This window comes from Shewanella electrodiphila, from assembly GCF_023283985.1.
In the GTDB taxonomy this organism is placed as follows: Bacteria; Pseudomonadota; Gammaproteobacteria; order Enterobacterales; family Shewanellaceae; genus Shewanella; species Shewanella electrodiphila.
This window is the reverse complement of the sequence record NZ_JAKIKU010000001.1, coordinates 157,386-181,626: the sequence shown is the minus strand read 5'-3', so window position 1 is coordinate 181,626 and position 24,241 is coordinate 157,386. Positions and strand designations below refer to the sequence as shown.

The window sequence follows — 24,241 nt, the reverse complement described above, 5'->3', positions numbered from 1 at the left end:
ACTGAATATCTAGACCTGCCAATCAATCGGCATATTACCCTTCTGTGCCAGCAATTGATTAACCTTTGAAAAATGCTGACAGCCAAAGAAGCCACGATAGGCTGATAAAGGTGATGGATGGGGCCCAGTTAGAACCTGATGCTGCGGAGCATTAATTAACTTACCCTTCTTAATGGCATGAGCGCCCCACAACACAAATATAATAGACTCCTCACGTTCATTAAGACATTGCATGGCATTATCGGTAAAAGTCTCCCAGCCAGCCTTTGAGTGGGAGTGAGCCTTACTTTCTTCAACCGTTAATACTGTATTGAGCAACAACACACCTTGTTCAGCCCAATGGGTTAAGTTACCGTGTTTCGGGATCTCAAAACCTGCAATATCTTGTTTCAGCTCTTTATAAATATTTACCAATGAAGGTGGCGTTTTCACACCAGCTTGGACCGAGAAGCATAAGCCATGAGCTTGTCCTGCGCCGTGATAAGGGTCTTGCCCGAGTATCACCACTTTAACCTTATCTAGTGGGGTTAAATCAAACGCATTATAGATATCTTCCGATGGCGGAAAGATGACTTTATCAAGTCGTCTTTGATTATCTAGAAACTGCTCGATCGCGACAAAATACGCTTTCTTTTTTTCTAGTGCTATGAACTCTATCCAACTGTCCATCAGATTATTTACTCCACTGAATTGCCAACAACTCGCATAAAAATATTTTTTAACTTAAAATTAATTTCATAACAAAATAAAAAGGATGTTCGTTGATGCCCAAGAAACTGAACACCAACAAGACATTTGGTTTTACCCTAATAGAATTAGTCGTTGTTATTATTATACTAGGCGTTATTGCCGTTATCGCATTACCCAAGTTTATCAATATTAAACAAGATGCTGAAGTTTCTACAGTCCAAGGGACTGGCGGCGCTTTTTCCAGCGGTATTTCATTGGCTAATATGAAATGGGCAGCGTTAGGAAATTCTGGCCCTGCTGATAATCTTCAGATTTTTTAAAACGCAGGTACTGATGGTCAGCTAGACATTAATCAATGGGGCTATCCGGCGCAAAATTGGCCTCCTTTTGAATCATCCCCAAGACTCAATAACACCAATGACTGTATTTCCGTTTGGGAGACGATCTTGCAAGATGCTCCTTCCATTACAACCAGCACTAACCCTGACGACTCAGTTTACAGAGCCACTTATATCAATCCAGATCAATGTCGGTATTTCTATAATCCATTAGCCACACTCTCAATCTATTACGACTCACGCAATGGTCAAGTGATCACAGATTCTGACCCGAATACGTAATTGCTACTTTATTCTGTCGGTAAAGTAGGTAGACTCTTGGCTAATTTTTAAATCATTGTGAGAAGATTTTCATGTCTGAAGAAAAAACAGAAACAACCATGTACCAATTAGCGGATCAATTTATTGCCCTGGCAAATCAACTTGGTCAAACTGAAAATGATATCGGTAAAGTCGGTACTGCGCTTCGCTTTGCTGCTGCGCGCTACAATGCCTTCGAAGCTGCAATCAAGTCTTCAGATTTAGAAGCAGAAAAAGAAAATGCCTTAAATTGGTTCTCTGATGAATACAAAGGCATGCTGAACGAAAACTTGAATGACCATATCAAGAACCCTCCAGGCGGACAAAAAGCCACAGAAGAAAAAGCTGATGATTCAGTGCAAGTCTTCAAAGGCTAATTGATAGACTTAATATACGAAAAAGCCATCTAACCGATGGCTTTGTATTTTTCGGCTAAACCAACCTTGTAACACTAGAACAAATTAATAATCACCCTAACTGCTAGTAAAATAAGCACTACCCCTGACAACTTATCAATTATCGCCGCCTTGTCGCGAAGCCGTGACAAAACAGGCCCGTGAGACAACACCACTGCAATAATCGTATACCACAAACCATCGACCACAAGCGGGGTTAGTACAATCAAAGTTTGCCCTGTAAGCGTTTCAGCCGCTATAACGAATTGACTAAATAGGGCGAGAAAAAACAATAAGATTTTCGGGTTAAATAATGAAATTGCTAAGCCATCTCTCGCCGCTTGAAGCAATGAACTTGGCTCGCCAGATTGCAGTTTTTGCTCCATGCCTCCTTTAGATTGAAGTGCTTGAAACCCCATCCATGCAAGATAAAGTGCCCCAACAACCGCAATGGCGTTAAAAATAATGGGTGATTTTTCTAAAACAACAGCCAGTCCTAATAACGTCACCAATGCATAAACGCCAATACCGATTGAGTGCGCCCAAGCACAAACAACGCCATGTAATCGCCCGCCTGACAAAGTATGCCTCAATACCATAGCTAAACTTGGCCCTGGCGACATCGCCCCTAAACAACAAATGGCTAGTAAACCTAACCAAGTACTAAACGCCATTACACTCGATTCCCATATTTTGCATTGTTAACTCTTTGAGTCTGTATGAATCAACTCATTAAAAACCGTACGTTACCATGAATTTCTATTAACAACATTCATTTAACCTCAAATTAAGTAATCCTTGATATAGTGAATATCAATATACTGTACACATCTCAGAGAACATCATCATGACCTTAATGTTTCCTATATTGCTTGGTTTATTGCTTGCTGGTATTGCGTTACTTATTTTCTTTAAAATCAAAGGGAAAAATATTCCTACCGCCATTATTATATTGTTAGGTTTTATGACGATATGCTTTACTGGGATATATGCATTTTTACAAAAAACTGAAGATTATAATGCATATAAACGACTACAATGGCAGCCTCTCAACCCTGCACAGATAGCCCCATTAGTCGATCAAGGTTATACCGTTTTTGTCGATATATACGCTGACTGGTGTTTACCGTGTCGAAGCAATAAAGCGAATGTCACTCGTCGTGAAACGATAGTAAATGCATTAGAAGCAGATAATATTGTACTAATGAAAGGTAACTGGACAGAGCCCAACCCCATGATTGAAAGCTATGTAGGCAAAAATGGTGGAATGGGTACACCATTTAACAAAGTCTATGGTCCCAGTCATCCTCAAGGAATACTACTTCCTGTAGAGTTAACCATGAACGCTGTATTTCAATCTTTAGAAGCAGCTAAGTAATCAGTCTGATTAAGATAAGTTAAATGTAAACCTACCTATCAGCCAATAAAAAAACCTTGCCAACTGGCAAGGTTTTTTTGAAACTAAACTAGCTTAAAAGTTGTATGAACCTTTCAAATAGTAGTAGCCGCCATTAAATCCAAACGGAGAGGTTTCATAGTATTGTCCACCCCAGTTATTATTTGGAATACCCGTAGCATCCTCAAATGCTAACTTTTCAGCTTCTTGGTCAAATAAGTTTTGTGCCCCTACTGCAACAGTAAATGATTCATTAATGTAGTAACTAAATTCCATATCTACTGTTACTGCAGCACTTCCAGTAATCGCTGTTGCATCATAATCTACGTGAACGCCTTGGAATTCACCAAAGTAATTAAGTCGCGTAAATAGTCCGAAACTATCCCAGTTTTGCCCCCACGTGAAGGTCGCACGATGATTAGGTAAATCATTTTCTAAACGAGCAACTTTAAAGTCACCAGTGATATCTGAAAAGCTATCAACTTCTGTTTCGTTCCAGTTATAGGCAAGAGCAAAGGTCGAGTCTCCAGCGAATAATTCAGCAGAGTAGTTTGCTACAACATCAATACCTTGAGTGGTTGTATCAAAATCATTGGTAAAGAAACTCACTTGCGACAAACCATCTACGTTTGGTACACCGGCTGCTTTTAATGCTTCTTTATCTGCATCTGTTAAGGTGATTTTATCAGATTGGCTGATACGGTCTTCAACTTCAATGTTGTAATAATCGACAGTTAAGAAGAAATCACCTTGGGTATAAATACCACCAAAGGTAAAGCTTTGTGATTCTTCAGGGGATAGTTCTTCACCACCCAACTGTGCTGAAATTGGGTTAGTAGGCGGAAGTAACGCAGAGTCTACTAACACACCATCTGATAAGTTTGTTTGAACATTACTAACGTTTGCTTGACCAACAGTTGGCGCTCTGAAACCTGTATTGAATGAACCACGAATAGCAAATTCATCAACAATGTTCCAGTTTGCAGCCACTTTATAGTTTGTGGTTGAACCAAATGAATCATAATCTTCAAAACGTACTGCAAATTCAGCTAAGAAATCATCAGTAAATGGAACGCTAGAATCTAAATAAATCGCTTTGTTTTTGCTGTTATATTCACCAGCTGCCGATGGCTGAAATCCAGGGAAGCCGTTAGAGCCAATACCGAAACCTTGATCCGTTAATGGGCCCACTTTGAAAGAAGCCTCGTCACCAGCAATAACTTCAAATGTTTCATCATGCCACTCTAAACCTGCGGCAAAACTCACATCACCCGATAATCCAAAATCAACATATTTAACGAAATCGGCATTGAAGTTCCACTCAGTTTGAATATATTTACCAGGGCTAAAATCACGTGGAGTATCAGGACCTAAAGAAGCATTTACAGTATTAACGATTTCATATCTAGACGCATTGCTGCCGTATGAACCACTAAAATCATAGGTAATGCCTTTAAGGAAATCCATTTGGAACTCACCATTGGTACCTGCAACAATTGAAGTATCAACAATATTGCCACCAAAGTTCGGAGTAAAACCACCTGGGATCATTTTATTAAACGCAAAACAATTTGGGTTATCTTGAATTCCATTAATATAATTAGCTTGTGAGGTCACATCAGCAGAGGTAATGTCGATAACAGGACAATCTATGCCATCACCTAAACCTAGACCATCATTCACTTGACCCACAGGACCTGGGGTTAAATCACCCACAAGTAGCGTCGCACCATCATCATTTGAATAAACACCCGGACGATTGTGAGGGTTACGATAGTAAAATCCACCTTTCACATCACGCTCAGAATAGTTACCAAACAAATACGCTTCTGAGTATTCGTCTAGCTCTATGCCAAAGTTACCAAAGATAGATATATCATCACTAATTTCTGGAGAGCCCCAAATTTGAGCAGGGTTATCAACATCCAAACCTGCATCGGCAAAAGCTGCAGCATCAGGGCGTTGAGTACTGCGACTTGTTGCATCTGAATTTTTATACTGGAAACTTAAATTTGCAAAACCATTTTTAGTAAGCGGCATGCCAACATAACCAGAAACTTCTGTCGTCGCACCATCGCCTTCGTAATATTCACCAGTCTTAACTTCAATTGAGCCACCATCGGCATCATCTCTAAGTTCAAAGTTCATTACACCCGCAATAGCGTCTGAACCATATTGCGCAGCTGCTCCATCACGAAGAACTTCAACTTGCTTCAGCGCAATACTTGGGATAACTGAGATATCGGGTCCGTGAGCACCATCATTAATACCACCACCTAAAAAAGCAATAACTGAAGAACGGTGACGACGCTTGCCATTAACTAATACAAGAGTATGGTCAGCAGAAAGGCCACGAAGGTTTGCAGGTCTAACCAAACTAGCTGCATCACTAATTGGATTTGAATGAACATTTAACGAAGGGACTGAACCCTTCAAAATTTCTAACATGTCTGAATTACCCGACTTACGGATCTCATCAGCACTGATAATATCAATGGGCACAGGGGAATCACCCACTGAACGAGGTGCAGCGCGACTACCCACAACAGCAATTTTTTCTACATTCTCTGCGACTTCTTCATCTTCGGCCATTGCTTGTGTTGACATAACAGAGCCGGCTAAAGCCACTGTTACAGCAAGGCTTAATGAATTTAAGCCAAACTTCCTTTTCTTTAAATTAGTCATCATTGGTGTCTCTTTATTTATTATAATTTCATGCTTGTGACAGGTGTTTAAATCAATTCAATGACGTAAACATCGTCTCTCCCAAAATGAAGTAACTCCATTTGCAGTTACATTTTTATAACAAATAAAACACAATTGCTAATAATTTCTATTATTCATCAAAATAATCAACGCCTTTCAGTCAATAAAAAAGATAAATTAACTGAATGCATATAGAAAAATACAACTAAGCAGCACATTAACCTGCAGATTAGGCGTTACTTAATTAGTAACACCACCCAGATAACTTTATTTAGTTTAAAAAACCAGCATTAATACCTTCGTTGTACAAGTATAAAACCACATATGTAGAGTAAAAACTCTATATATATTAATGTGATAATAAAAATATATCGCGAATTCTGTTGACCTTTTGAGCACAATAGCTCTAATCTAAACGCTCGTTTGATTATCAGAAGAACAAACACAATAAAGGTGATAACCATGGCATACGACGCAGATACAATACTAAACCTAGAAAAGTATCAATCGCTGGTAGATTTAATTGAACAAACTTGTCAGCAGTATGGAGACAATGTCGCTTACGCCTGTTTGGGCAAGCAAACCACTTTTAATGAGATTGAAGCAGCATCACGTCATTTTGCCACTTACTTACAGCAACACAGTGGACTTGAAGTGGGAGATAGAATTGCAATTCAACTTCCCAATATTACCCAATTTGTCATTGCAGCTTACGGGGCGATTCGAGCAGGGCTGATTATTGTTAATACCAACCCGTTATATACCGAGCGTGAATTAATTCATCAATTTAATGATTCTGGTGCCAAAGCCTTGGTGGTGTTATCGGATTTACTGCCAACACTAAATAACGTCATTGAACAAACTTCAGTATCGTTAGTTATTAGTACGCATGCATTGGACTTGATTAATCCACAACCTCAAGCTGATACCCCATTTGAAAAGATTGAATTTAATCAGATGCTCGCACTTGGCGCGCAATCAAATTACACCCCAGTAAAACCATTACAAACTGATCTTGCCGCACTGCAATACACTGGTGGCACCACAGGGTTATCAAAAGGCGCAATGTTAAGTCATCGCAATATGTTAGCTAACTCTGCGCAAGTTAAATCTCGTATCGCTAGCACCATGACGCCAGGAGAAGATATTTTTGTTGCGCCTTTACCGATATATCACATCTATGCATTCATGGTGAATCTAGTCCTGTATTTTGAATCAGGCAGCTGCTCGGTACTCATTCCAAACCCACGTGATATTAGTGGCCTTATAAAGACCATGGCCAGCTACCCATTTACAGGTTTTGCCGGCCTAAATACCTTATTTGTTGGCTTATGCCACCAGCCAGAATTTCAAGCTCTCGACTTCAGTAAGTTAACCATTACTATCTCTGGTGGTACCGCTCTCACTAGCGCTGCAGCCAATATTTGGCAACAAACCACCAATTGCATGATCTCAGAAGGTTACGGTTTATCAGAGACATCACCAGTTGTAAGCCTTAATGCTCCGGGTTTTCAGCAGCTAGGTACCATAGGTAAACCCGTACTTGAGACTCAAGTAAAGATCCTTGATATCAATGATGAAGAAGTACCACTCGCAGATGCGGGTGAATTAGCAGTAAAAGGGCCACAAGTTATGCAAGGCTATTGGCAACAGCCAGCTGAAACAGCCAAAGTTATGACCCAAGATGGTTTCTTTAAAACCGGTGATATTGCTGTCGCGACAGCTGATGGCTTTCATAAAATAGTTGACCGTAAAAAAGACATGATCATCGTATCTGGCTTTAATGTGTACCCTAACGAAGTTGAAGACGTATTATCGCAAAATGAATTAGTACTTGAATGTGCAGTTGTCGGTGTAGCAGATGATAAGTCAGGTGAAGCAGTCAAAGCTGTTATTGTATTAAAAGAAGCGACAACTGATGAAGCGCAAACTAAGCAACAAATATCTGACTATTGCCGCAGTCAATTAACCGCTTATAAAGTACCGCGCATCATTGAATTTACACCCCAGTTACCTAAAAGTACTGTGGGCAAAATTCTAAGGCGTGAACTCAGAAAGTAATCTCATTAAGTCGCTAATATTTCATTGGCAAGTCTTAATAAAAAACGCCACTATCAGCTTAGATAGTGGCGTTTGCTTATGTTAACACTCTTGTTGTTATTGCTTAACTCATGTCAATTACGATTACGATTAACCACTCTGCTCTGTCAGTAACTGCAAGCTGGCAAACTCTTGGTAAACATCACTAGACTGCATTAGCTCTTGATGTGTCCCTATGGCAACTATTTGGCCTTTTTCAAGCACGACAATTCTGTCGGCATTAATCACTGTCGCGAGTCGATGAGCGATAATTAGCGTTGTTCTCCCCTGCATTAGGTTGTCTAACCCTTGCTTAACCTTGACTTCACTCACAGCATCTAACGCACTCGTGGCTTCATCTAATAACAATATTGGTCTATCGGCTAATATTGCCCTAGCAATGGCAATACGCTGTTTTTGTCCACCTGATAACTTAACCCCACGCTCACCAAGATAAGTATCATAACCGTCCGATAACTCCTGAATAAACTCATCCGCTTTTGCGGTAATGCAAGCTTGCTGCACTTGCTCTTTTGTTGCATCAATACGACCGTAGCGCACGTTTTCAAATACACTCGTGGCAAATATGACTGACTCTTGAGGCACCAATGCATATTGCGCCCTAAGCTGCTCTAGGCTTAACCTCGATACATCAATATCGTCTAACTTAACCAAACCTGCTTTAGGCTGATAAAAGCGTAGTAATAGCTCAAACAGCGTGCTTTTACCTGCACCACTCTCGCCCACTAATGCCACCCTTTCGCCTGCTGATATAGTAAGGTCAATGCCTTTAATGACGTCTTCTTTACTACTTGGATAGGCAAAACGAAGCGCTTCAAGACTCAAACACCCATTGATGTTGGCAGGTAAAACTATAGGGGTTGTCACTTCGGGGATATCAAGCGGAGTATGTACTAACTCAATCAGTCTTTCTGCAGCCCCTGAAGCACGCTGTATTTCACTAAAGACTTCGCTGATTGTGGCAACTGAACCTGCTGCCATCACCGCGTAAAACATAAAGGCAGACAATTCACCCGCACTGATATTATTTTGCATTACATCTTGTGCGCCTACCCACAAAACCAAGGCTATTGCTGCAATACTTAAGAACATCACTGACGAGATTAAAATTGAGCGATATAAAATTCGCCCTTTCGCTGCGGTCATAACCGATTCAACTTGGCTATTAAACTCGGTTCTATCTTTACGCTCATGCCCATAAGCCTGCACGGTATGGATCTCATGCAGAGTTTCATCAATGTATGCGCCTAAATCACCGACTTTATCTTGGCTTTTACGTGAATACTGACGCACTTTTTTGCCTAAAAAGATCACCGGAATAAACACCATTGGCACAGCGAGTAACACTAGTCCTGTAAGTTTAAGGCTGGTTATCGCCATCATCACAATAGCACCGAGCACTGTCACAGTTGAGCGAAATGCCATTGATAAACTACTGCCAACAACACTTTGTAATAGTGTGCTGTCAGCGGTAAACCTTGATATGACTTCACCAGTACGCTGCTCGGCAAAAAATGCAGGGGATAAATTCAATAAATGGTTGTAAACAGTCAAACGAATATCAGCGATAACTCGTTCGCCAAGCCAGGTCATTAAGTAAAAACGACAAAATACGGCACTGCCGCTAATGGCCGTGATGACTAATATGAACAGTACAATTTCATTAAGGCGCTCAGCGTTATCAGCCAAGAAGCCTTCATCCACCATCATCCGCACGCCTTGACCTAAAGAAAGCCAAGCAAAGGAGCCAATAAACAAAAAGATTATTGCTGCAAACACTTTTAGTTTATAAGGTTTGAGAAAATCAAATATCCAAGGTAATACAGCAATAGAAGAGGAAGTATTAGATAAGAGAGCCTCTGTTGACGCTCTCTCTTTTGAATTCGGCACAGTTTACATCCACCAGAAACTAAGTTAATTAGGATAATAACAACAAAAACAAGTAATGTAGATGTATTATCAATCGGCGTTATGTATCAACACAACCTTAAATGCTGCTACTATTGTTAACAACATAAGTAAGCCAAAAATAATAACATTACATAGAAATACATTTTTAAATATATGAATAAAACATTATTTTGCTCACCTAAAAATCACTCAGCCCAATTCAGTTATTCGAAAAAATCATTTGGTTTCACATTAATTGAACTGGTTGTGGTTATCATTATATTGGCTATTTTAGCCATAGTAGCTAGCAGCAAATTTATTGACTTTAGAAAAGATTCTATTGTCGCAACAATGGATGGAATGGAAAGTGCCATGCAGTCGGCTGCAACACTAACCTATTCAAAAGCATCTATCGCTGGCGTTGAAAAACTAGCCACATCAACTCTAAGCATTAACAATATTGATATAGAGCTAGCCTACGGTTATCCAGATGGCACCGCTGCAGGTATTGATTTACTAATGGACTTCCCAGAAGGGGATTGGAATAAACGCCCTAGTGTATTTGCAGGCGCTTGGATTTATTGGCATGGCGTTATCACTGAAGATGCAGGTCAAGCAGCTTGCTATTTACGTTATCGACAAGCTACTTCAGCAAGTGCAAGACCTATTATTAATGTCGTCACCAATGGCTGTTAACGACACATCACCATATTTACAGCATTAAGCATCAGGGTATCTTTTTTCTATACTTTTTAACGAGCGTAGAAATATCCCTAACCCACCGACACTTAACACCAATATAACGATTAAATCGAACGCGCTCATATGGCTAAAGCGGAAATTGATTGAACTTATCACACCAAATATCAAGCCGACTAATGAACCAAAAGAGAGGATCCAGCCAAAGATATTCTTAGCATTATAAAACATCAGTCCAATACCAAACATGAATGGGATCATGATCATGCCACTGGTTAACCCAACCCCGCCCACATTATAAAGGCTATGGCTAAAGCCGAATGAACTGGTCACTTTTATCGCTTTTAATAGCATATAAAAGCCACCACACATCATAATTAATCCAATAAAAAATGAGCCAATCCCACCTGATGTTCCACCTGCACCGTTCATATCATTCCTTTGTTTTGAGTAAAATTACTATTTCTGTATTGAGTGTTTATCGACTTACTTCTTCAAGCACTTGCCCTGTTGCACAGCTAGGTTGAGTGATCCGTAATTTATTCGATAAGGTTGGCGCAATGTCATATGGTGTCACCTCACGATCAATGCGTTGACCTTTAATATTATACCCAGCAAAAATAATTGGTACATGGGTATCGTATCGCCAAGGTGAACCGTGTTTAGATGCGATAACCAAACCTTCTAAATCATTAATATACTTACGTGGAGCAAACACGATATAAACGTCGCCAGAACGCTGTCGATGATGGTTGTTCATTACCAGCTGCCCGACTCGGGTTGGCGGAACATTATTCAACTCAATATCAGTCGACGTAATGGCCATTTCGACCCCTTTTACTTTCATCACTTCTTGGGCTATCGCGGTTTGCACTTGTGCAAGAGACAGATTCTTTTTGGCAATTAATTCACGGTCTAAATAAATATAAGGCTCTGAAAACAAAGTTATTACATCATCATTTAAACCAAACTCTTGTTTTAAGCGTTTTTTAACCCCTTGGTTTAATAAGCTATCAACTTCAAAGTATCCCGCATCGTGATACCCGATATCATGCACATGTGGCGCAGTTTCAGGCACACCATGATCTGCCGATAACACTATCAAAGTATTTTCTAGACCGACTTGCTTATCAACATGACTGAATAGATCTGCAAGGGTTTTATCCAAACGCAGTAAATTATCTTCGGTTTCCAGACTATTAGAGCCAAACATATGCACGACATAATCATTAGACGAGAAACTCACCGCTAAAAAGTCAGTATGCTTATTTTGTCCTAATGCTTCTTTAGATAATAAGGTTTTAGCAAAATCTGCAGTCAGCTCATCCCCTGCAGGGCTTAAGGTTAATTTTGTCGTGAAATACTTACTATCACCTGCACCGTAAGGGTGAGGAAATTGGTTATTAAATCCTGCTAGGTCAATTTTATGAGTCGCGGATGAATCGACTAAGGTGTATTCTTTTTTCGCTAAACTTAACTGCCAACTTTTGTCTGAGTAACGCTTGTAAAGCTTACTGTCATTCCAATCATTAACCCACTGAGGATATTGCGGGTAATAATAGTTACTGGTGGCAAACTCACCTTGACTCTTAGAAAACCAAAAAGCTTTTCCCATATGCCCTGCAAGTGAAATCGCGCCACGATCTTTTACGGATACGGAGTACACTTTTGATTGACCATTGGTCGCCACCATCAGCTCGTCAGAAAACGTAGTACTCAGCATTGGAATTGGAGAACGTCCATCCATTAAAGCCGTCTTCTGAGTTGGATCTATTTCAGTTGATTTATCAACGCCAGCATTCGCTGACAACATATGATAATTTTCATCTTCAACATTATAAACGAGGCGTTCTTGGCTTCGGTCATACCAAACATTACCCACCATGCCATGCACACTGGGTGTCGCGCCTGTCGCAAGCGATACGTGGCCTACAATCGTTTCAGTGTTACTGTGTTGATAATGGGCATTAGTATAATGAGTGCCTTCATCAAGCAGATACTTAAACCCATTATCACCAAAGTTATGTTTGTAGCGATCCAGTAAATCACCTCGTAGACCATCTACGGTAATTTGTAGGATTAATTTAGGTGGTGTTTCTGCTGAAATTGCCGCCAGTGGGCTTAAACTCGTCATGCACGCCAAAGCATATAAAGACAAACTAAGTTTATTCATTAGGACTCCGTGGTTTAAAAATAGAACGTTCCATATTCATTTAAAACTAGTTAGCATCTTTTGCTAATCTTAGCCCTAAATCAGACATTAAGATGGACTGACTTGCAAAGTCTCGTCGAAAGTTTTCAGACTCGATGGCATCATAAGCAAAGCTGCCACCACGGGTAGTTTTATGGGCTAAATTGATATCTGAATGCTGAGCATTATTAGGGTTATGCTTAGGCGATACTCGATAAAAACCTTCATCAAATTTATCAATAACAAACTCGCCAACATTACCTGTCATGTCGTAAAGGCCAAGTTCATTTGGCTTTTTGAGCCCTACAGGTTGTGCACGATTATTAGCATTTGGGGCATACCAGCCAACATCATCGATATTGTTCGAGCCACTGTAAGTAAAGCCTTTAGATTTATTGCCACCAATGGCAGCAAATTCCCACTCAGCTTCCGTAGGTAAACGATAATTATCGCCAGTTAATTCGTTTAAACGTTCAATGAAATATACCGCTTGCTGCCAACTTAAATTATTAACTGGCACTTTAGGGTTAACAAAAAAGCTATTTGAACCACCCATGACTGACTCAAACAGTTCCTGAGTCACTTCAAATTTTGAAATATAAAAACTATCTACACTGACTTCATGAGCCGGCTGTTCTGACTTTTTAGCGGTTTCCAAATTGGAACCCATGACGAAAGAGCCGCCATCAACTAACACCATGTCAGCCATAATCGACACAGAAATTGGGTGAGATGAAATGTTAGTGGTGCTGCAAGCGCTTAAAAAAACAAGACATGTAACGCCAATCACTCCCGACACTATCGTGCGAGTGCTCTGCAGTATTGACGGTTTAACACTATGGTTAATGTGACCAATATTATCACCAGCTTGTTTCATATATTTCCCATTATTAATCCGCTGTTTTAAGTAGCAATTATAAAACGCTATATCGATTTGTTAACCAAACTAATGGTTATATTGGATATAGCCGAATTGAGCTTATATCATCAAAGTGAATAGCTTACAATTTACCTCAATTGATACAAACCTGTCAGCTTACATACGATACAAAGCAATTCTGTACAAAACAGACACGCTCAGCCATTAAGAGGTAGTGATATGAAGATAACTCAAGGTCCACAATTTAATGGTAAAGCCTCAAAACGTATGCACGTCATGGCAAAACCCATTGGCGCTGTGTGCAACATTGATTGTGACTATTGTTACTACCTCAGTAAACAAGACTTGCTAGAATATAAAAAAGGCTGCTCCCCTGAAATGGATGAGTCCTTATTAGAAGAATATATTCAGCAATATATTAGTCAGCAGAACACACCAGAAATCATCTTCTCTTGGCAAGGCGGTGAGCCGACAATGCTGGGGCTCGATTACTTTAAAAAAGTCGTTGAGTACCAACAAAAGCATTGTCCGAAAGGGGTTGTCATCTCTAACGATTTGCAAACCAACGGCACATTGCTTAACGACGAATGGTGTCAGTTTTTTAAAGCAAATAACTTCCTGATTGGACTGAGCATTGATGGTCCAGAGCTGATGCATAACACTTACCGCACCAACCGTGCTGGTCGTGGCACATTTAGACAAGTCATGCTTGCGGTAGAACTGCTGCATAAATATGAAGTCAGGTTCGCAACATTAACCTGTGTCAACAAAGTGACCAGCCAAAGCCCTGTTGAGGTGTACCGCTTTTTACGCGATGTGGTGAAGTCTCCGCAAATGCAATTTATCCCAATTGTTGAGCAAAAAACCTTTAGAACCGATGCTCCTCAAACCGACACTAAAGCTCCGCAATATCGTCAAGGTGATAAACGTCTTATTCCGGGAAACAAAAGTTCTGTAATGGAGCCTTGGTGTGTTTCAGATGAAGCATGGGGTAACTTCCTCATTGCTGTATTTAATGAATGGGTGATGCATGATTTTGGTAAAATCATGGTGCAATATTTCGAAGCCAGTGTTGAAGCCTGGATGGGCAATAAAAATCCGTTATGCACTTTAGGTCAAGTCTGTGGCAAAGGCTTAGCGCTCGAGCCTAATGGTGATGTTTTTGCCTGTGATCACTATGTCTACCCTGAATATAAAATTGGCAATATAAAAGACACGCCTTTAGCTGATATGGCATTTTCAGAAAAACAGCAAAGTTTTGGTTTAGCAAAATCACGCGGGATAAACTCACAGTGCAGCCAGTGTGAGTATCAGTTTGCATGTTATGGCGAATGCCCTAAAAACCGCTTTATCAGCAGCCGTGATGGTGAGCCGGGCCTGAATTACTTATGTGCAGGCTGGAAAAAGTTTTTCGCCTATATCGATAAACCTTTAGCGTACATTTTACGCAATACAGGCCACCCTGTCGCACACGGTAAATATAGCGATAAGTTAATCCAACAAGCCACAAAAAACCGATAATTTTTACCTTTACATATTATTTTTAATAGAGGGTATTTGTATGCCTTCACTACATGAATTGATAGGTTTTAACTATGACATTTCGTCCATTGACATTGTTCACCTTGGTAGCGCTTTCAATGTCGCTACCTGTACTCAGTATCAGCTTGCCAGCCAATGCTGCACAAACTGAAACAACAACCAGTGAATCAAGTGAAACAGTAACTCCTCAAGCAATGGCTTATATTGCCCAAAATATTAATGAGCCTGCAGAAAAACGCGCTCAAGCACTGCGATTTATTGCCCAATACCCAAATGAAAACAGTCTGGTTGCAGTCGCTAGAGCTTTAAAGGACAGCCAACCTATAGTCCGTGAAGCGGCAATTGCAGGTGCAATGCCCTACCCATTAGAACACCGTTACCGTATGGTCGCGCCGTTACTGCAAGATGACGTTGAGTCTGTACGTTTTAGCGCAACAGTTAGCTTGATAAAAGATTTTGAACAATTACAAATGGGACAACAAGCAGAGCTTAGAAGCCAAGCTGATAAGCTGATTGCACAACTTAAACTTGATGAGTCTTATACCCAGCAACTGTTATTAGCTGATGTTTATCGTTGGACATTACGTCCTAATTTGGCGCAAAACATATATCTCGGTTTATTAGCATCAGCAGATAAGACAACAGAGTTATATTTAAATTTATCCACTAATTACTATGCACAGGGTCAAGATGAGCTCGCACTGAGTACATTGGATAAAGGCATTGAGTTTGATAGCAGTAATGCTAACCTGCATTACTCTAAAGCGCTGACGCTAGTTCGTTTAAATCAGAAAGGCATTGCCGCAATCTCGATGAGTAAAGCCACTGAATTAGCCCCTGAAAATGCCTATTACTGGTATTTAAATGGTGTGCTTCAAGAGCCACTGGATATCGAATTATCTATTGAATCATTTGAGCAAGCATATTTAATTTCAGGCTCACCTGAAAACCTATATGCAATGTGCGATATTTATATTCGTAATAACCACAAAAACACAGAAGAATGCATCAGTGCGTTAGCTGACATCGCCCCACCACAAGTTATTAATGACCTACGCGCGAAACAGGCGCAGTAAACACATACAGTAAAGACGAACAATAAAGAACGCATAAGAAAAAGCCTGCAAATAGCAGGCTTTAGCTTTTATATTATGTCATTCACAGCCACATAATATCTGACACTTAATCAGCGTTTTTCTCTAGACCAAACTGCGATATACCAAACTGTGATTTACTAAACTGGGATGCTTCATTTACTAAATAGTTTCTTAGCCATACATGCCCAGCGTCGGTATCTCTAGAAGGATGCCAGTACAATTTTATACTCAGTGTATTTTTGTCGAGGGGTAAAGCGAATGATTTAACCTTATATAACAGGCCTTGCTGTTTGACGATACTCTTAGCGCAAATAGCCAATAAATCGGTTTGTGAAACCAAAGGTAAACATTCAGTCACAGTGCTAGTTCGATACACCACATTACGAGAATCCAGTTCAGAGATATGAGCAGATCGCATAATACTACTCCGCGCTTGCCAACCTGAGACTGTAATATGCTCTTCAGCTAAAAACTGCTCTAACGTCATCTCATCATGGATCCGTGGATGCTCAGCATTCATCACAGCCACTAATTCTTCATCAAATAAGTGATGAGACTTAATAAAAGATGGCGAAAAATGATCTGCATCGATGACAAAATCATAGCGCTGCAAGCGCAAATCTAATTCAGTATCTTTTGAAAATATGGGGTGAACTTCAAAATGAAGATGTGGCGCTTCTTTGCGAAGGTGGCTAAATACCAATGGCAAGAACGTATGGCCGAGGCCCGATATAACGGCAAATGAATACACACGCTCTGCAGAGGCCGAATCGAAACCGCCATCAATTGCGATAGTACTCGTGTAATTTGTCAGTGCTGCAGCCAACGCAGGGTAAATATCTATCGCACGAGGTGTCGGTACCATGGCACTATTATCACGTAAAAATAACGGATCATTATAAATATCCCGTAACCGTTTTAATGCTTTACTTACCGCAGGCTGAGTAATATTTAATCGATTGGCAGATTTAGATAAACTGCACTCCTCATAAATAGCCACAAAAATGGGAATAAGGTTTAGATCGGTATTTTTCATTTTTACGCATTTTTCACCTAGCCATAAACCCAATAATCATAAACTATTTACCCGTTTAAGCATAACAAGGATTACTTTGATTCAGGATCTTGATTTGAATATTTTGTTAGCTGCGGCAATGCTTTAGGAAAAACCTTAGTTAGAAATCGTCGAATTAAACGACTTTGCGGTTTTTCCTCATCCGTTTTAACAGCAAACCATAAGGTATAAGCTGAACGCTTAGTTAATGGTTTTGAGTTTGCTTTCGATGGATCAAGTTGCTGAATATTAACAGCAAGATTTTGATTTTGTTGCTTAACCCCATCAAACAACGTGAGCTGTTGGTTTGACTGACGCACCTTGTAGTAAAGTAGTCTGCGCACCTTGGGCCAGGTTTTAGCTTTCACCGCCTGCAGATATAACCAGCCTATTGGCTTCTGGTGACTTTGATAATATCTAGCCATAGCCATAAATAAACTTATCAAACCAATCACTAAACAAGTCATTACAATGAGTGTATTGCGATAATATTTAAGCCAAGAAGTTAAAGTATGCTTAACAATAACAACTTTTCCTTCGAGTACTTGTTGTTTCATCTCTTTGTTAACGGTATCCCACCAACGAATAACCACATCATCAAATATCAGCTCTCCGCCTTGTTGAACAATGTAAACTTGCTGCTCAATTCGAGTCGATAAATAATCCCCGCGTTGTTCAGAATCAAATAATTGAACAGGATCGCTATAGGTTTGAAATTGTTCATTAGCCGTTTGGGGGATAATATCGCCGATTAAAACAGATAAAGTATCAGCGGCCTTAATTGTTACTGTTCGCGTTAAGCTATCACCAACATATACAGGTGAGTTTGATTGCTGCCATTGTTGCTCAATATTAACGTCTGGCGAACTGAACCAATTATCATCGGGTAAACTCGCATCAGGTATAATCGATTCAAACAGTTGTGCTTGGCTAACAAGCTTGCCACTAACTTTGCCATCGCTCGGGGTCATCACCTCTACTGATAGTCCTAATTCAGGAACTTGATAACGTCCAGGAGCTTGTGGATACAAAGAAATTTGCCACAATTGAAATGACCAGGTTTCGCCATTAATTCTTTGGGTAGAATTCACTGAAAACTGTTCACGCTGCTTACTCATCACATTAGGCAGTTCGATATTGTCTATTTGCGTACCACGAGTAAACCATCTATTGGTGCCAAGTTTGATATTTAAGGTTATCTGTTCGCCCACAACCGTTGTTAGCAAAGCCTCCCCTTTAGCACTATCAGACTGCTGACTAGCTTGATTTAGGTCGGCTCGATTCGAATCAGCCTCACTAGATAACCAGGTCTCGATGGTTAACATTTTTTGATGCTGTAAATCACTCACAGTCACTGCTGAAGCAGAGAACGAAACTAATGAAATCAAACATATCAAACACAGCAGCGGATTAAGTTTATTCAATGACATGTTCATATTATTGCGCCTCATCTTGCTTTTGCTGCAATTGTAACTGTCGCTGTAAATAAAATTTGGCTTGTAAAAAACGTTTAGGATCGGCTTCAACTCGTGATAACCATTTGTTCGCTAACTCTTCACTACCTAATATCTCACGAGCATTTAGCGTATCTTTACCTAGCACTTCTTCGGGGGCTATCTCTTCAAAACCGTCAGAGGTCAGTGGCTCATCTTTACCAAGTTCAGTAGACTCTTCCAGTCCATCGGTCGTACCTTGCTGACTCTCACTGAAACGGTTAATTTCATCAATGATAGCTTGAACAGCGGCAAGGTTATGCGCCACATCCGCACGCAATTGAACTTCAGACTCAAGTGGAGACTTATCCATTTCATTAATGAGATCGCGCAATAAATTTCTAGCCGCTATGTATTCACGCTGTCTTGCCAATGCGCTGCCAGCATAAAATAAACTAAGATGCGACGGTTGTTGCATAAAACTAATCTGCGCCGCTTTGTACTGAGCCGCATAGTAGTAGGCAATACCTTTGCGTAAAGGGTCTTGATAATACTGAGCAGCCTGAAAGTATTCTTGTTGATGAAATGCCCGATCGCCTTGTTGATCAGGCGTAAACCAAAAGTCCAGCCAAGCTTGATGTATATTCTGCCAAACATCAGTCTTCAGCTCTTGACTAGCCAGTTCGGAACTTTCACTAGCTTGGAGATTACTATCAGTGTCTGGATTTGATGGCTGCGCCTTAACACTCGCAGACTCATCTTGAGGTATTGACGATGTTGCTGCATACGCTGGCGAAGGAGCAACAACGCTGCTACCGCAAACGATTAATACTAGCCCCCAATGCACTAACCACCCCTTTCTGAACCAAAGCAATAACAGTAATGCCATCGGAAAGAGCAAGTAATAACCCATATCTTTCCAGGGCATAATGCTGTCAGTTGATATCTGCATATGCCGATCTATTTTTCTGATTAACCACTGCACATCTTGATTATCGACTGTCACTAACTGCAAACTAGCATTAGCTTTACTGGCTAAGGTTTCTAAAGAGCGAACATCTAGGGGAATAGTGGCTTCGCGATTAGAATTTCCCACACCTAATATTAATAACTGGTGAGCGGAATGTTCAAAATAAGCCTCGTAAGCATCAATGGCGTTGGGCACCATACCGTCAGTAAATAAAATAACACTAGCACCCACTTCATCTGCCAATAATGTATCAACTAAGGTTAAAGCTTCTTGGGCTTGCTTCCCTTCTACAGGCATAATTTCAGGTGCTAATGCACTGACAAAAGGCGTAAAGACTTGCTTATCTTCGGTTAGCGGTGCGACAACATGCGCCGAGCCAGCATAAGCAATTAATCCTGTTTTACCGCCGCTTCTTAATTCAATTAAATCAAGAATTTTATGTTGCGCTCGTATAAGCCTATTTGGCGCAACATCTTTTTCTAACATGGATTGGCTTAAATCAACTAAAACCACCAAAGCGGCTTTATCTTCATTAAATGGCGACTCATAACGGTTCCAGGTGGGTCCTGCACTGACAATTATGCCCATCATCATCAACACTGTGAGTAACTTTAGTGGCAATAGTTTTCGCCAGCCTTGCTCACCAACAGTTAACGCTTTCCGCAAATGTTCAGGTAAAACTTGTTGAGATTGCGCAGCTTCATTTCGATGCCAGCGGATATACACAATCAGTGCAAGCGGCAACAATAAGCACAACGCCCATGGACGGATAAAATGAAAGTTGGCCCATAATAAACTCAAAAAGGAGCTATCAAACATCTTGCTCTCCTTTGATCTTTTCTACACTAGTTTGTTGAGTAGCTTTAGTTTCGTGAGTCGCTTTAGTTTCTTGAGTCGCTTTAGTCTTAACGACCTTTGAGCCAGCTAATTTAGATTGATGCCCGCCACTTTGAAGCAATAAACTGGCACTAAAGGCGAGCAAGTAAAGCATGACGACAAAAATGACTAGATAATGATGCAATGTATAGGTTATTTGGTAACTAGTACTATTAAATAGTTGAGGTTCGAGTAACGAAACTGCCTGATATGCCTCATCAAGTTGTTGTTTATCTAACGCAGTAAAAGTGCTACCGCCCGTTTCGCTGGTTATCCGATCAATAGTTTCCATATCTAACGCTTGTTCACCTACAGTCAAAGGATCACCCATCGCAATAACATGTACCCTAATGCCTTTAACTGCAGCCACTTTAGCGGCATCTATAGGAGCAACAAAGCTTCCGGTATCATTACCATCAGTTAGCAAAATAACGACTTTCTCAACCGAAGTTTCATTTATGTCTTGGTCTGTACCTTGAGCAGAAACGGTATCTTGCTCAGCTTGTTCGAACACTTTGATTGATAAACCAATCGCATCACCAAGATGAGTACTTTGCCCTGCCATCCCAGTATCTGATTGTGTTAATAAACTCTGCCACACTGCAATATCAGCAGTAAATGGGGTTTGTAAAAAGGCCGCATCGGCAAATAAAATCAGCCCTAAACGATCGCCTTGCCTCGTTGCTGAAAAGTCCTGCAAAACTTGTTTTGCAGCATCAATACGACTAATACGCTTACCTGAATCATCCACAAAATCGGTTTCGTTCATCGAACCAGATAAATCTAATGCGATCATCACATCTCGACCTAATTGCTCGCGTAATTGTGGCTCACTTAATTGAGTCGGTTTAGTCATTGCTAGCACTAAACAGCACCAACTCAACACTAGAATAACTCGCTGCCACAAACGCGGTGAGAGCATACTCGCTCCCTCACTGGGCTTTTCATTTAAGGTATCAATCAGCACTTGAAAAAATGGCACTTTAATCGCAGTTTGCTTAGTTTTATAGGCTTTCGAAAAGCGCATAACGAGAAAAGGCAACGGCAATAATAGTAATAACCATGGATAAGTTAGGTCTATGGAGGACATGTTACTGACCCCTCACAAATGAACGTACAACCGATAAAGGCCATGACTTAATCGAAAATTGATTTCTGTGGCCGTTAATCCACAGTATTAACTGTTGGACTAATGTCGTCATTTCACTTTCACTCAAACAAATATTGGGGTTGTATAAGCTGTTAATCCAGCGCTGGCCTACGTCACTTTGCCAACTAAATGCGTCATTTTTAGATTGATGACTGATTAATTTATCCATTGCATTTAATACTGAGTTATCAGCAAGTTTTGCAGTCTGCGGCTCTACATAGGTGAGAACTTGTTTTAACACAAAAAATAATTGCTGATTCAGCATAGCCTGAGTTTTAGGCTCAGGTTGAATAACCTGGTGACCTAACATGATTTGTTTAATCGCCAATATCGCTTCAGCGCGATAGCGATTTTGCCAGCGATAATTCAAACCAATAATCACTGCTGTGACAATCAATACACTTGTTATGACAAGCAGACACCACCAACCTGTAGGAAGTTGCTCAAACCCTGGCCACCATGACACAGCATCAACTGGGTAGACATCAACAAGCTCCCGTAAAATATAAGTCGACGGCGGGTTATGCTGCATTTTAAGCTCCAATAGCGCGTTTAAGCTGACTTAAATGATTACCGTCCGTACTCAACTCAACTAACGGTAAATTGTGACGTGCCATCAAATAATTAAGTGCCTTAGCATTTTCTGTCGCAGTCGTGGTAAAGCTTTCATTAACCTTTGATATTTGCTGAGTTTGATGCAAACTAAGTTGATAATTACCATCACCCATCACCCACTGAGCATCATCAGGAATCGCTTGTTCCATCGGATCTGAAATCCTTACTGCCAGTAAGTCATTGCTACGTTGAATTTGTTTAAGCTTATTGATATCGCTAAGATTTAATGACAAAAAGTCACTTAAAATAATCACTGTGGATTGGCGAAGATCTCGCTGGGCTAGCTTGGTTAGTGACTCAGAAAAATTCACCGAATCAGTCGAGTTCACATTAAGAGATTGGTTACTTTGACTGAGTGTTTTTAATAGCTGCAATACATGGTTTTGGCCACGCATCGGCTCTGACCATAGGCATGCCTTCGGTGTTTTAAGTAGCATACCAATGCGGTCCCCTTCTCTTAATACCCGCCATGAAATTAATGCTGCCACTTCAGCTGCCACCACTGACTTCATGGTATGGGTAGAAGCAAAAAACATATTGGCACCTTGATCGACCAAAATCACCACATTACGATCTTTTTCTTCGGTATATAAACGCACATGAGGTTGGCCAGTTCTTAGGGTCACTTTCCAATCTAAACAACGAATATCATCGCCTATCTGGTAATGCTTTAGTTCTTCAAAGTTTAATCCACGGCCTCGAAACTGGGAGCTATGACGACCCGCCATTAAACTCTTTGCCTGCCAATGAGGTAATAATCTAAATGAATGGCTCAATGCCTGCAGCTTGACCAAGTGTCGATATTCGACATGCAATCGTGGATCTAATGTCGATTGCTTTGCATGACGCGATATATTGCCATTCATCATTAATTACCCAACAGCCACAATATCCAATAACTCATTAACCACTGCTTGCCCATCAATATTATCTGCTAATGCATCATAACTAAGGGTTATACGGTGAGATAACACTGAATGAGCAATACTTCTGACATCATCAGGAAGAACATGATCTCGGCCAGATAACCATGCCTCTGCGCGTGCACATTTATCCAATGCAATTGAAGCTCTAGGGCTAGAACCCGTTTTAATCCAAGCGGATAAAGGCGAATCAGGATAACGTTCTGGGTGTCGAGTGGCCATCACTAAGGCTACAATATATCGTTCTACAATGTCAGAAACGCTGAGAGTGGATAATTGTTGGCGAGCCGATAGAAAAACCAATGGGTCTATTTTCGACACTGCTGATCCTGCATTCATCACTGGCGCATTTTCTTCTGCACGCACCAAGCGAATAATATTTAACTCAGCTTCATCATCTGGATAATCCACATTAATTTTCATCATAAAGCGATCCATTTGCGCTTCAGGTAATGGGTAGGTTCCTTCTTGCTCAACTGGATTTTGCGTTGCTAACACCATGAAAAGTTCATCAAGTTGATGCGTGGTATCACCCACAGTTACCGTGCCTTCAGCCATCGCTTCTAATAATGCAGCTTGCACTTTTGCTGGAGCACGATTGATTTCATCAGCTAATACTAAATTATGAAACAGTGGTCCTTGTTGAAAGGTTAGCAATGGGCTACCGTTGTTGTCTTGATATTGCACCGTGCCAGTTATGTCGGAAGGTAATAAATCAGGGGTAAATTGTACTCGACCAAATGAGGCATTCATTGCATCAGCAAGAGATTTTACCGAGCGTGTTTTCGCTGTACCAGGAAGACCCTCTAATAGGACATGGCCTTTAGTTAATAAACCTATGACTAAAGCTCTAATGACATGGGATTGTCCAATGACAGACTTTTCAACTTGGCTTATTAATGCCGTAATACTTTGTAAACTATGGCTCATTCGTCAATCCTCACTATCATTTAGTCCATACTTTTTAATGAATAATCATAAACGTTTTTAAGTAAA

At 40.5% G+C, this 24,241-nt stretch carries 22 protein-coding genes; 8 read left to right on the top strand and 14 right to left on the bottom strand.

Annotated elements, in window-relative coordinates; translation table 11 throughout:
- Positions 1-9 precede the first annotated feature (9 nt).
- Complete coding sequence (ung, locus tag L2737_RS00810) at positions 10-669, bottom strand: uracil-DNA glycosylase (protein WP_248954450.1); 660 nt, start codon at positions 667-669, stop codon at positions 10-12.
- A 95-nt stretch (positions 670-764) separates the two neighbouring features.
- Between ung and L2737_RS22415 the strand changes: the two genes are divergently transcribed.
- The 3 genes from L2737_RS22415 (at position 765) to L2737_RS00800 (ending at position 1,705) form a co-directional block, all read left to right on the top strand.
- Positions 765-1,010 carry a prepilin-type N-terminal cleavage/methylation domain-containing protein gene (locus L2737_RS22415; protein ID WP_346349183.1) on the top strand — a complete coding sequence of 82 codons (246 nt, stop codon included), beginning with the start codon at positions 765-767 and terminating at the stop codon, positions 1,008-1,010.
- Between the two features lie 126 nt (positions 1,011-1,136).
- Entirely contained in the window at positions 1,137-1,310 is a 174-nt protein-coding gene (locus L2737_RS22410; protein WP_346349182.1) for a hypothetical protein, read from the top strand.
- A gap of 71 nt (positions 1,311-1,381) precedes the next feature.
- Positions 1,382-1,705, top strand: coding sequence for a DUF3144 domain-containing protein (locus tag L2737_RS00800; RefSeq protein ID WP_102529863.1), 324 nt, complete (start codon positions 1,382-1,384; stop codon positions 1,703-1,705).
- A gap of 74 nt (positions 1,706-1,779) precedes the next feature.
- On the opposite strand, the gene L2737_RS00795 is transcribed toward L2737_RS00800, so the two are convergent.
- Positions 1,780-2,397, bottom strand: a complete 618-nt coding sequence (locus L2737_RS00795) for a LysE family translocator (protein WP_102529864.1) — start codon at positions 2,395-2,397, stop codon at positions 1,780-1,782.
- 173 nt (positions 2,398-2,570) lie between these two features.
- Here L2737_RS00795 and L2737_RS00790 point away from each other — a divergent pair, with 173 nt between their 5' ends.
- A complete protein-coding gene (locus L2737_RS00790) occupies positions 2,571-3,101 on the top strand; it encodes a thioredoxin family protein (RefSeq protein WP_102529865.1) in 531 nt (176 codons plus the stop codon).
- A 93-nt stretch (positions 3,102-3,194) separates the two neighbouring features.
- Here L2737_RS00790 and L2737_RS00785 read toward each other — a convergent pair whose 3' ends face one another.
- Entirely contained in the window at positions 3,195-5,807 is a 2,613-nt protein-coding gene (locus L2737_RS00785; protein WP_428848363.1) for a TonB-dependent receptor plug domain-containing protein, read from the bottom strand.
- A 480-nt stretch (positions 5,808-6,287) separates the two neighbouring features.
- Between L2737_RS00785 and L2737_RS00780 the strand changes: the two genes are divergently transcribed.
- Positions 6,288-7,886, top strand: a complete 1,599-nt coding sequence (locus tag L2737_RS00780; RefSeq protein WP_248954449.1) for an AMP-binding protein — start codon at positions 6,288-6,290, stop codon at positions 7,884-7,886.
- Between the two features lie 129 nt (positions 7,887-8,015).
- Here the strand turns inward: L2737_RS00780 and L2737_RS00775 are convergent, their stop codons facing one another.
- Positions 8,016-9,755, bottom strand: a complete 1,740-nt coding sequence (locus L2737_RS00775; RefSeq protein WP_248954810.1) for an ABC transporter transmembrane domain-containing protein — start codon at positions 9,753-9,755, stop codon at positions 8,016-8,018.
- 234 nt (positions 9,756-9,989) lie between these two features.
- On the opposite strand from L2737_RS00775, the gene L2737_RS00770 reads away from it, so the two are divergent.
- A complete protein-coding gene (locus L2737_RS00770) occupies positions 9,990-10,511 on the top strand; it encodes a prepilin-type N-terminal cleavage/methylation domain-containing protein (protein WP_248954448.1) in 522 nt (173 codons plus the stop codon).
- A gap of 24 nt (positions 10,512-10,535) precedes the next feature.
- On the opposite strand, the gene L2737_RS00765 is transcribed toward L2737_RS00770, so the two are convergent.
- The 3 genes from L2737_RS00765 to L2737_RS00755 are packed head-to-tail and all read right to left on the bottom strand — an operon-like array spanning position 10,536 to position 13,582.
- Positions 10,536-10,946, bottom strand: a complete 411-nt coding sequence (locus tag L2737_RS00765) for a hypothetical protein (protein ID WP_248954447.1) — start codon at positions 10,944-10,946, stop codon at positions 10,536-10,538.
- A gap of 46 nt (positions 10,947-10,992) precedes the next feature.
- Positions 10,993-12,687 (bottom strand): alkaline phosphatase family protein, encoded by a 1,695-nt coding sequence (locus tag L2737_RS00760; RefSeq protein WP_248954446.1) that lies wholly within the window; start codon positions 12,685-12,687, stop codon positions 10,993-10,995.
- A 46-nt stretch (positions 12,688-12,733) separates the two neighbouring features.
- On the bottom strand, positions 12,734-13,582 hold the full coding sequence (locus L2737_RS00755) for a formylglycine-generating enzyme family protein (RefSeq protein WP_248954445.1): 849 nt from the start codon (positions 13,580-13,582) through the stop codon (positions 12,734-12,736).
- Positions 13,583-13,804: 222 nt separating this feature from the next.
- Between L2737_RS00755 and L2737_RS00750 the strand changes: the two genes are divergently transcribed.
- Both L2737_RS00750 and L2737_RS00745 read left to right on the top strand, forming a co-directional pair.
- Positions 13,805-15,106, top strand: coding sequence for an anaerobic sulfatase maturase (locus L2737_RS00750; protein ID WP_248954444.1), 1,302 nt, complete (start codon positions 13,805-13,807; stop codon positions 15,104-15,106).
- A gap of 74 nt (positions 15,107-15,180) precedes the next feature.
- The gene (locus tag L2737_RS00745) at positions 15,181-16,203 is read left to right on the top strand and encodes a tetratricopeptide repeat protein (protein WP_248954443.1); all 1,023 of its coding nucleotides are present in this window, start codon (positions 15,181-15,183) and stop codon (positions 16,201-16,203) included.
- Positions 16,204-16,309: 106 nt separating this feature from the next.
- Here the strand turns inward: L2737_RS00745 and L2737_RS00740 are convergent, their stop codons facing one another.
- From L2737_RS00740 to L2737_RS00710, 7 genes are all read right to left on the bottom strand, one after another.
- Positions 16,310-17,260 (bottom strand): LysR substrate-binding domain-containing protein, encoded by a 951-nt coding sequence (locus L2737_RS00740; protein ID WP_248954442.1) that lies wholly within the window; start codon positions 17,258-17,260, stop codon positions 16,310-16,312.
- 71 nt (positions 17,261-17,331) lie between these two features.
- Positions 17,332-18,714: a BatD family protein gene (locus tag L2737_RS00735; RefSeq protein WP_248954441.1), complete on the bottom strand. Its 1,383-nt coding sequence runs from the start codon at positions 18,712-18,714 to the stop codon at positions 17,332-17,334.
- A gap of 1 nt (position 18,715) precedes the next feature.
- Positions 18,716-20,500, bottom strand: a complete 1,785-nt coding sequence (locus L2737_RS00730) for a vWA domain-containing protein (protein ID WP_248954440.1) — start codon at positions 20,498-20,500, stop codon at positions 18,716-18,718.
- The gene (locus tag L2737_RS00725) at positions 20,493-21,647 is read right to left on the bottom strand and encodes a vWA domain-containing protein (protein WP_248954439.1); all 1,155 of its coding nucleotides are present in this window, start codon (positions 21,645-21,647) and stop codon (positions 20,493-20,495) included. The genes L2737_RS00730 and L2737_RS00725 overlap by 8 nt, the downstream gene beginning before the upstream one ends.
- A 1-nt stretch (position 21,648) precedes the next feature.
- Positions 21,649-22,239 (bottom strand): DUF4381 domain-containing protein, encoded by a 591-nt coding sequence (locus tag L2737_RS00720; protein WP_248954438.1) that lies wholly within the window; start codon positions 22,237-22,239, stop codon positions 21,649-21,651.
- 1 nt (position 22,240) lies between these two features.
- Positions 22,241-23,191: a DUF58 domain-containing protein gene (locus L2737_RS00715; protein WP_248954437.1), complete on the bottom strand. Its 951-nt coding sequence runs from the start codon at positions 23,189-23,191 to the stop codon at positions 22,241-22,243.
- Between the two features lie 3 nt (positions 23,192-23,194).
- Positions 23,195-24,175, bottom strand: a complete 981-nt coding sequence (locus tag L2737_RS00710; RefSeq protein WP_248954436.1) for an AAA family ATPase — start codon at positions 24,173-24,175, stop codon at positions 23,195-23,197.
- Positions 24,176-24,241: the final 66 nt, after the last annotated feature.

Excerpts from the sequence above, each read along its gene's own strand:
- L2737_RS00755 (WP_248954445.1), bottom strand. The coding sequence starts at position 13,582 with ATGAAACAAGCTGGTGATAATATTGGTCACATTAACCATAGTGTTAAA.
- L2737_RS00790 (WP_102529865.1), top strand. The coding sequence starts at position 2,571 with ATGACCTTAATGTTTCCTATATTGCTTGGTTTATTGCTTGCTGGTATT.
- L2737_RS00795 (WP_102529864.1), bottom strand. The coding sequence starts at position 2,397 with ATGGCGTTTAGTACTTGGTTAGGTTTACTAGCCATTTGTTGTTTAGGG.
- L2737_RS22415 (WP_346349183.1), top strand. The coding sequence starts at position 765 with ATGCCCAAGAAACTGAACACCAACAAGACATTTGGTTTTACCCTAATA.
- L2737_RS00785 (WP_428848363.1), bottom strand. The coding sequence starts at position 5,807 with ATGATGACTAATTTAAAGAAAAGGAAGTTTGGCTTAAATTCATTAAGC.
- L2737_RS00740 (WP_248954442.1), bottom strand. The coding sequence starts at position 17,260 with ATGAAAAATACCGATCTAAACCTTATTCCCATTTTTGTGGCTATTTAT.
- L2737_RS00735 (WP_248954441.1), bottom strand. The coding sequence starts at position 18,714 with ATGAACATGTCATTGAATAAACTTAATCCGCTGCTGTGTTTGATATGT.
- L2737_RS00800 (WP_102529863.1), top strand. The coding sequence starts at position 1,382 with ATGTCTGAAGAAAAAACAGAAACAACCATGTACCAATTAGCGGATCAA.
- L2737_RS00770 (WP_248954448.1), top strand. The coding sequence starts at position 9,990 with ATGAATAAAACATTATTTTGCTCACCTAAAAATCACTCAGCCCAATTC.
- L2737_RS00720 (WP_248954438.1), bottom strand. The coding sequence starts at position 22,239 with ATGCAGCATAACCCGCCGTCGACTTATATTTTACGGGAGCTTGTTGAT.
- L2737_RS00715 (WP_248954437.1), bottom strand. The coding sequence starts at position 23,191 with ATGATGAATGGCAATATATCGCGTCATGCAAAGCAATCGACATTAGAT.
- L2737_RS00725 (WP_248954439.1), bottom strand. The coding sequence starts at position 21,647 with ATGTCCTCCATAGACCTAACTTATCCATGGTTATTACTATTATTGCCG.
- L2737_RS00710 (WP_248954436.1), bottom strand. The coding sequence starts at position 24,175 with ATGAGCCATAGTTTACAAAGTATTACGGCATTAATAAGCCAAGTTGAA.
- L2737_RS00730 (WP_248954440.1), bottom strand. The coding sequence starts at position 20,500 with ATGTTTGATAGCTCCTTTTTGAGTTTATTATGGGCCAACTTTCATTTT.
- L2737_RS00750 (WP_248954444.1), top strand. The coding sequence starts at position 13,805 with ATGAAGATAACTCAAGGTCCACAATTTAATGGTAAAGCCTCAAAACGT.
- L2737_RS00780 (WP_248954449.1), top strand. The coding sequence starts at position 6,288 with ATGGCATACGACGCAGATACAATACTAAACCTAGAAAAGTATCAATCG.
- ung (WP_248954450.1), bottom strand. The coding sequence starts at position 669 with ATGGACAGTTGGATAGAGTTCATAGCACTAGAAAAAAAGAAAGCGTAT.
- L2737_RS00760 (WP_248954446.1), bottom strand. The coding sequence starts at position 12,687 with ATGAATAAACTTAGTTTGTCTTTATATGCTTTGGCGTGCATGACGAGT.
- L2737_RS00745 (WP_248954443.1), top strand. The coding sequence starts at position 15,181 with ATGACATTTCGTCCATTGACATTGTTCACCTTGGTAGCGCTTTCAATG.
- L2737_RS00765 (WP_248954447.1), bottom strand. The coding sequence starts at position 10,946 with ATGAACGGTGCAGGTGGAACATCAGGTGGGATTGGCTCATTTTTTATT.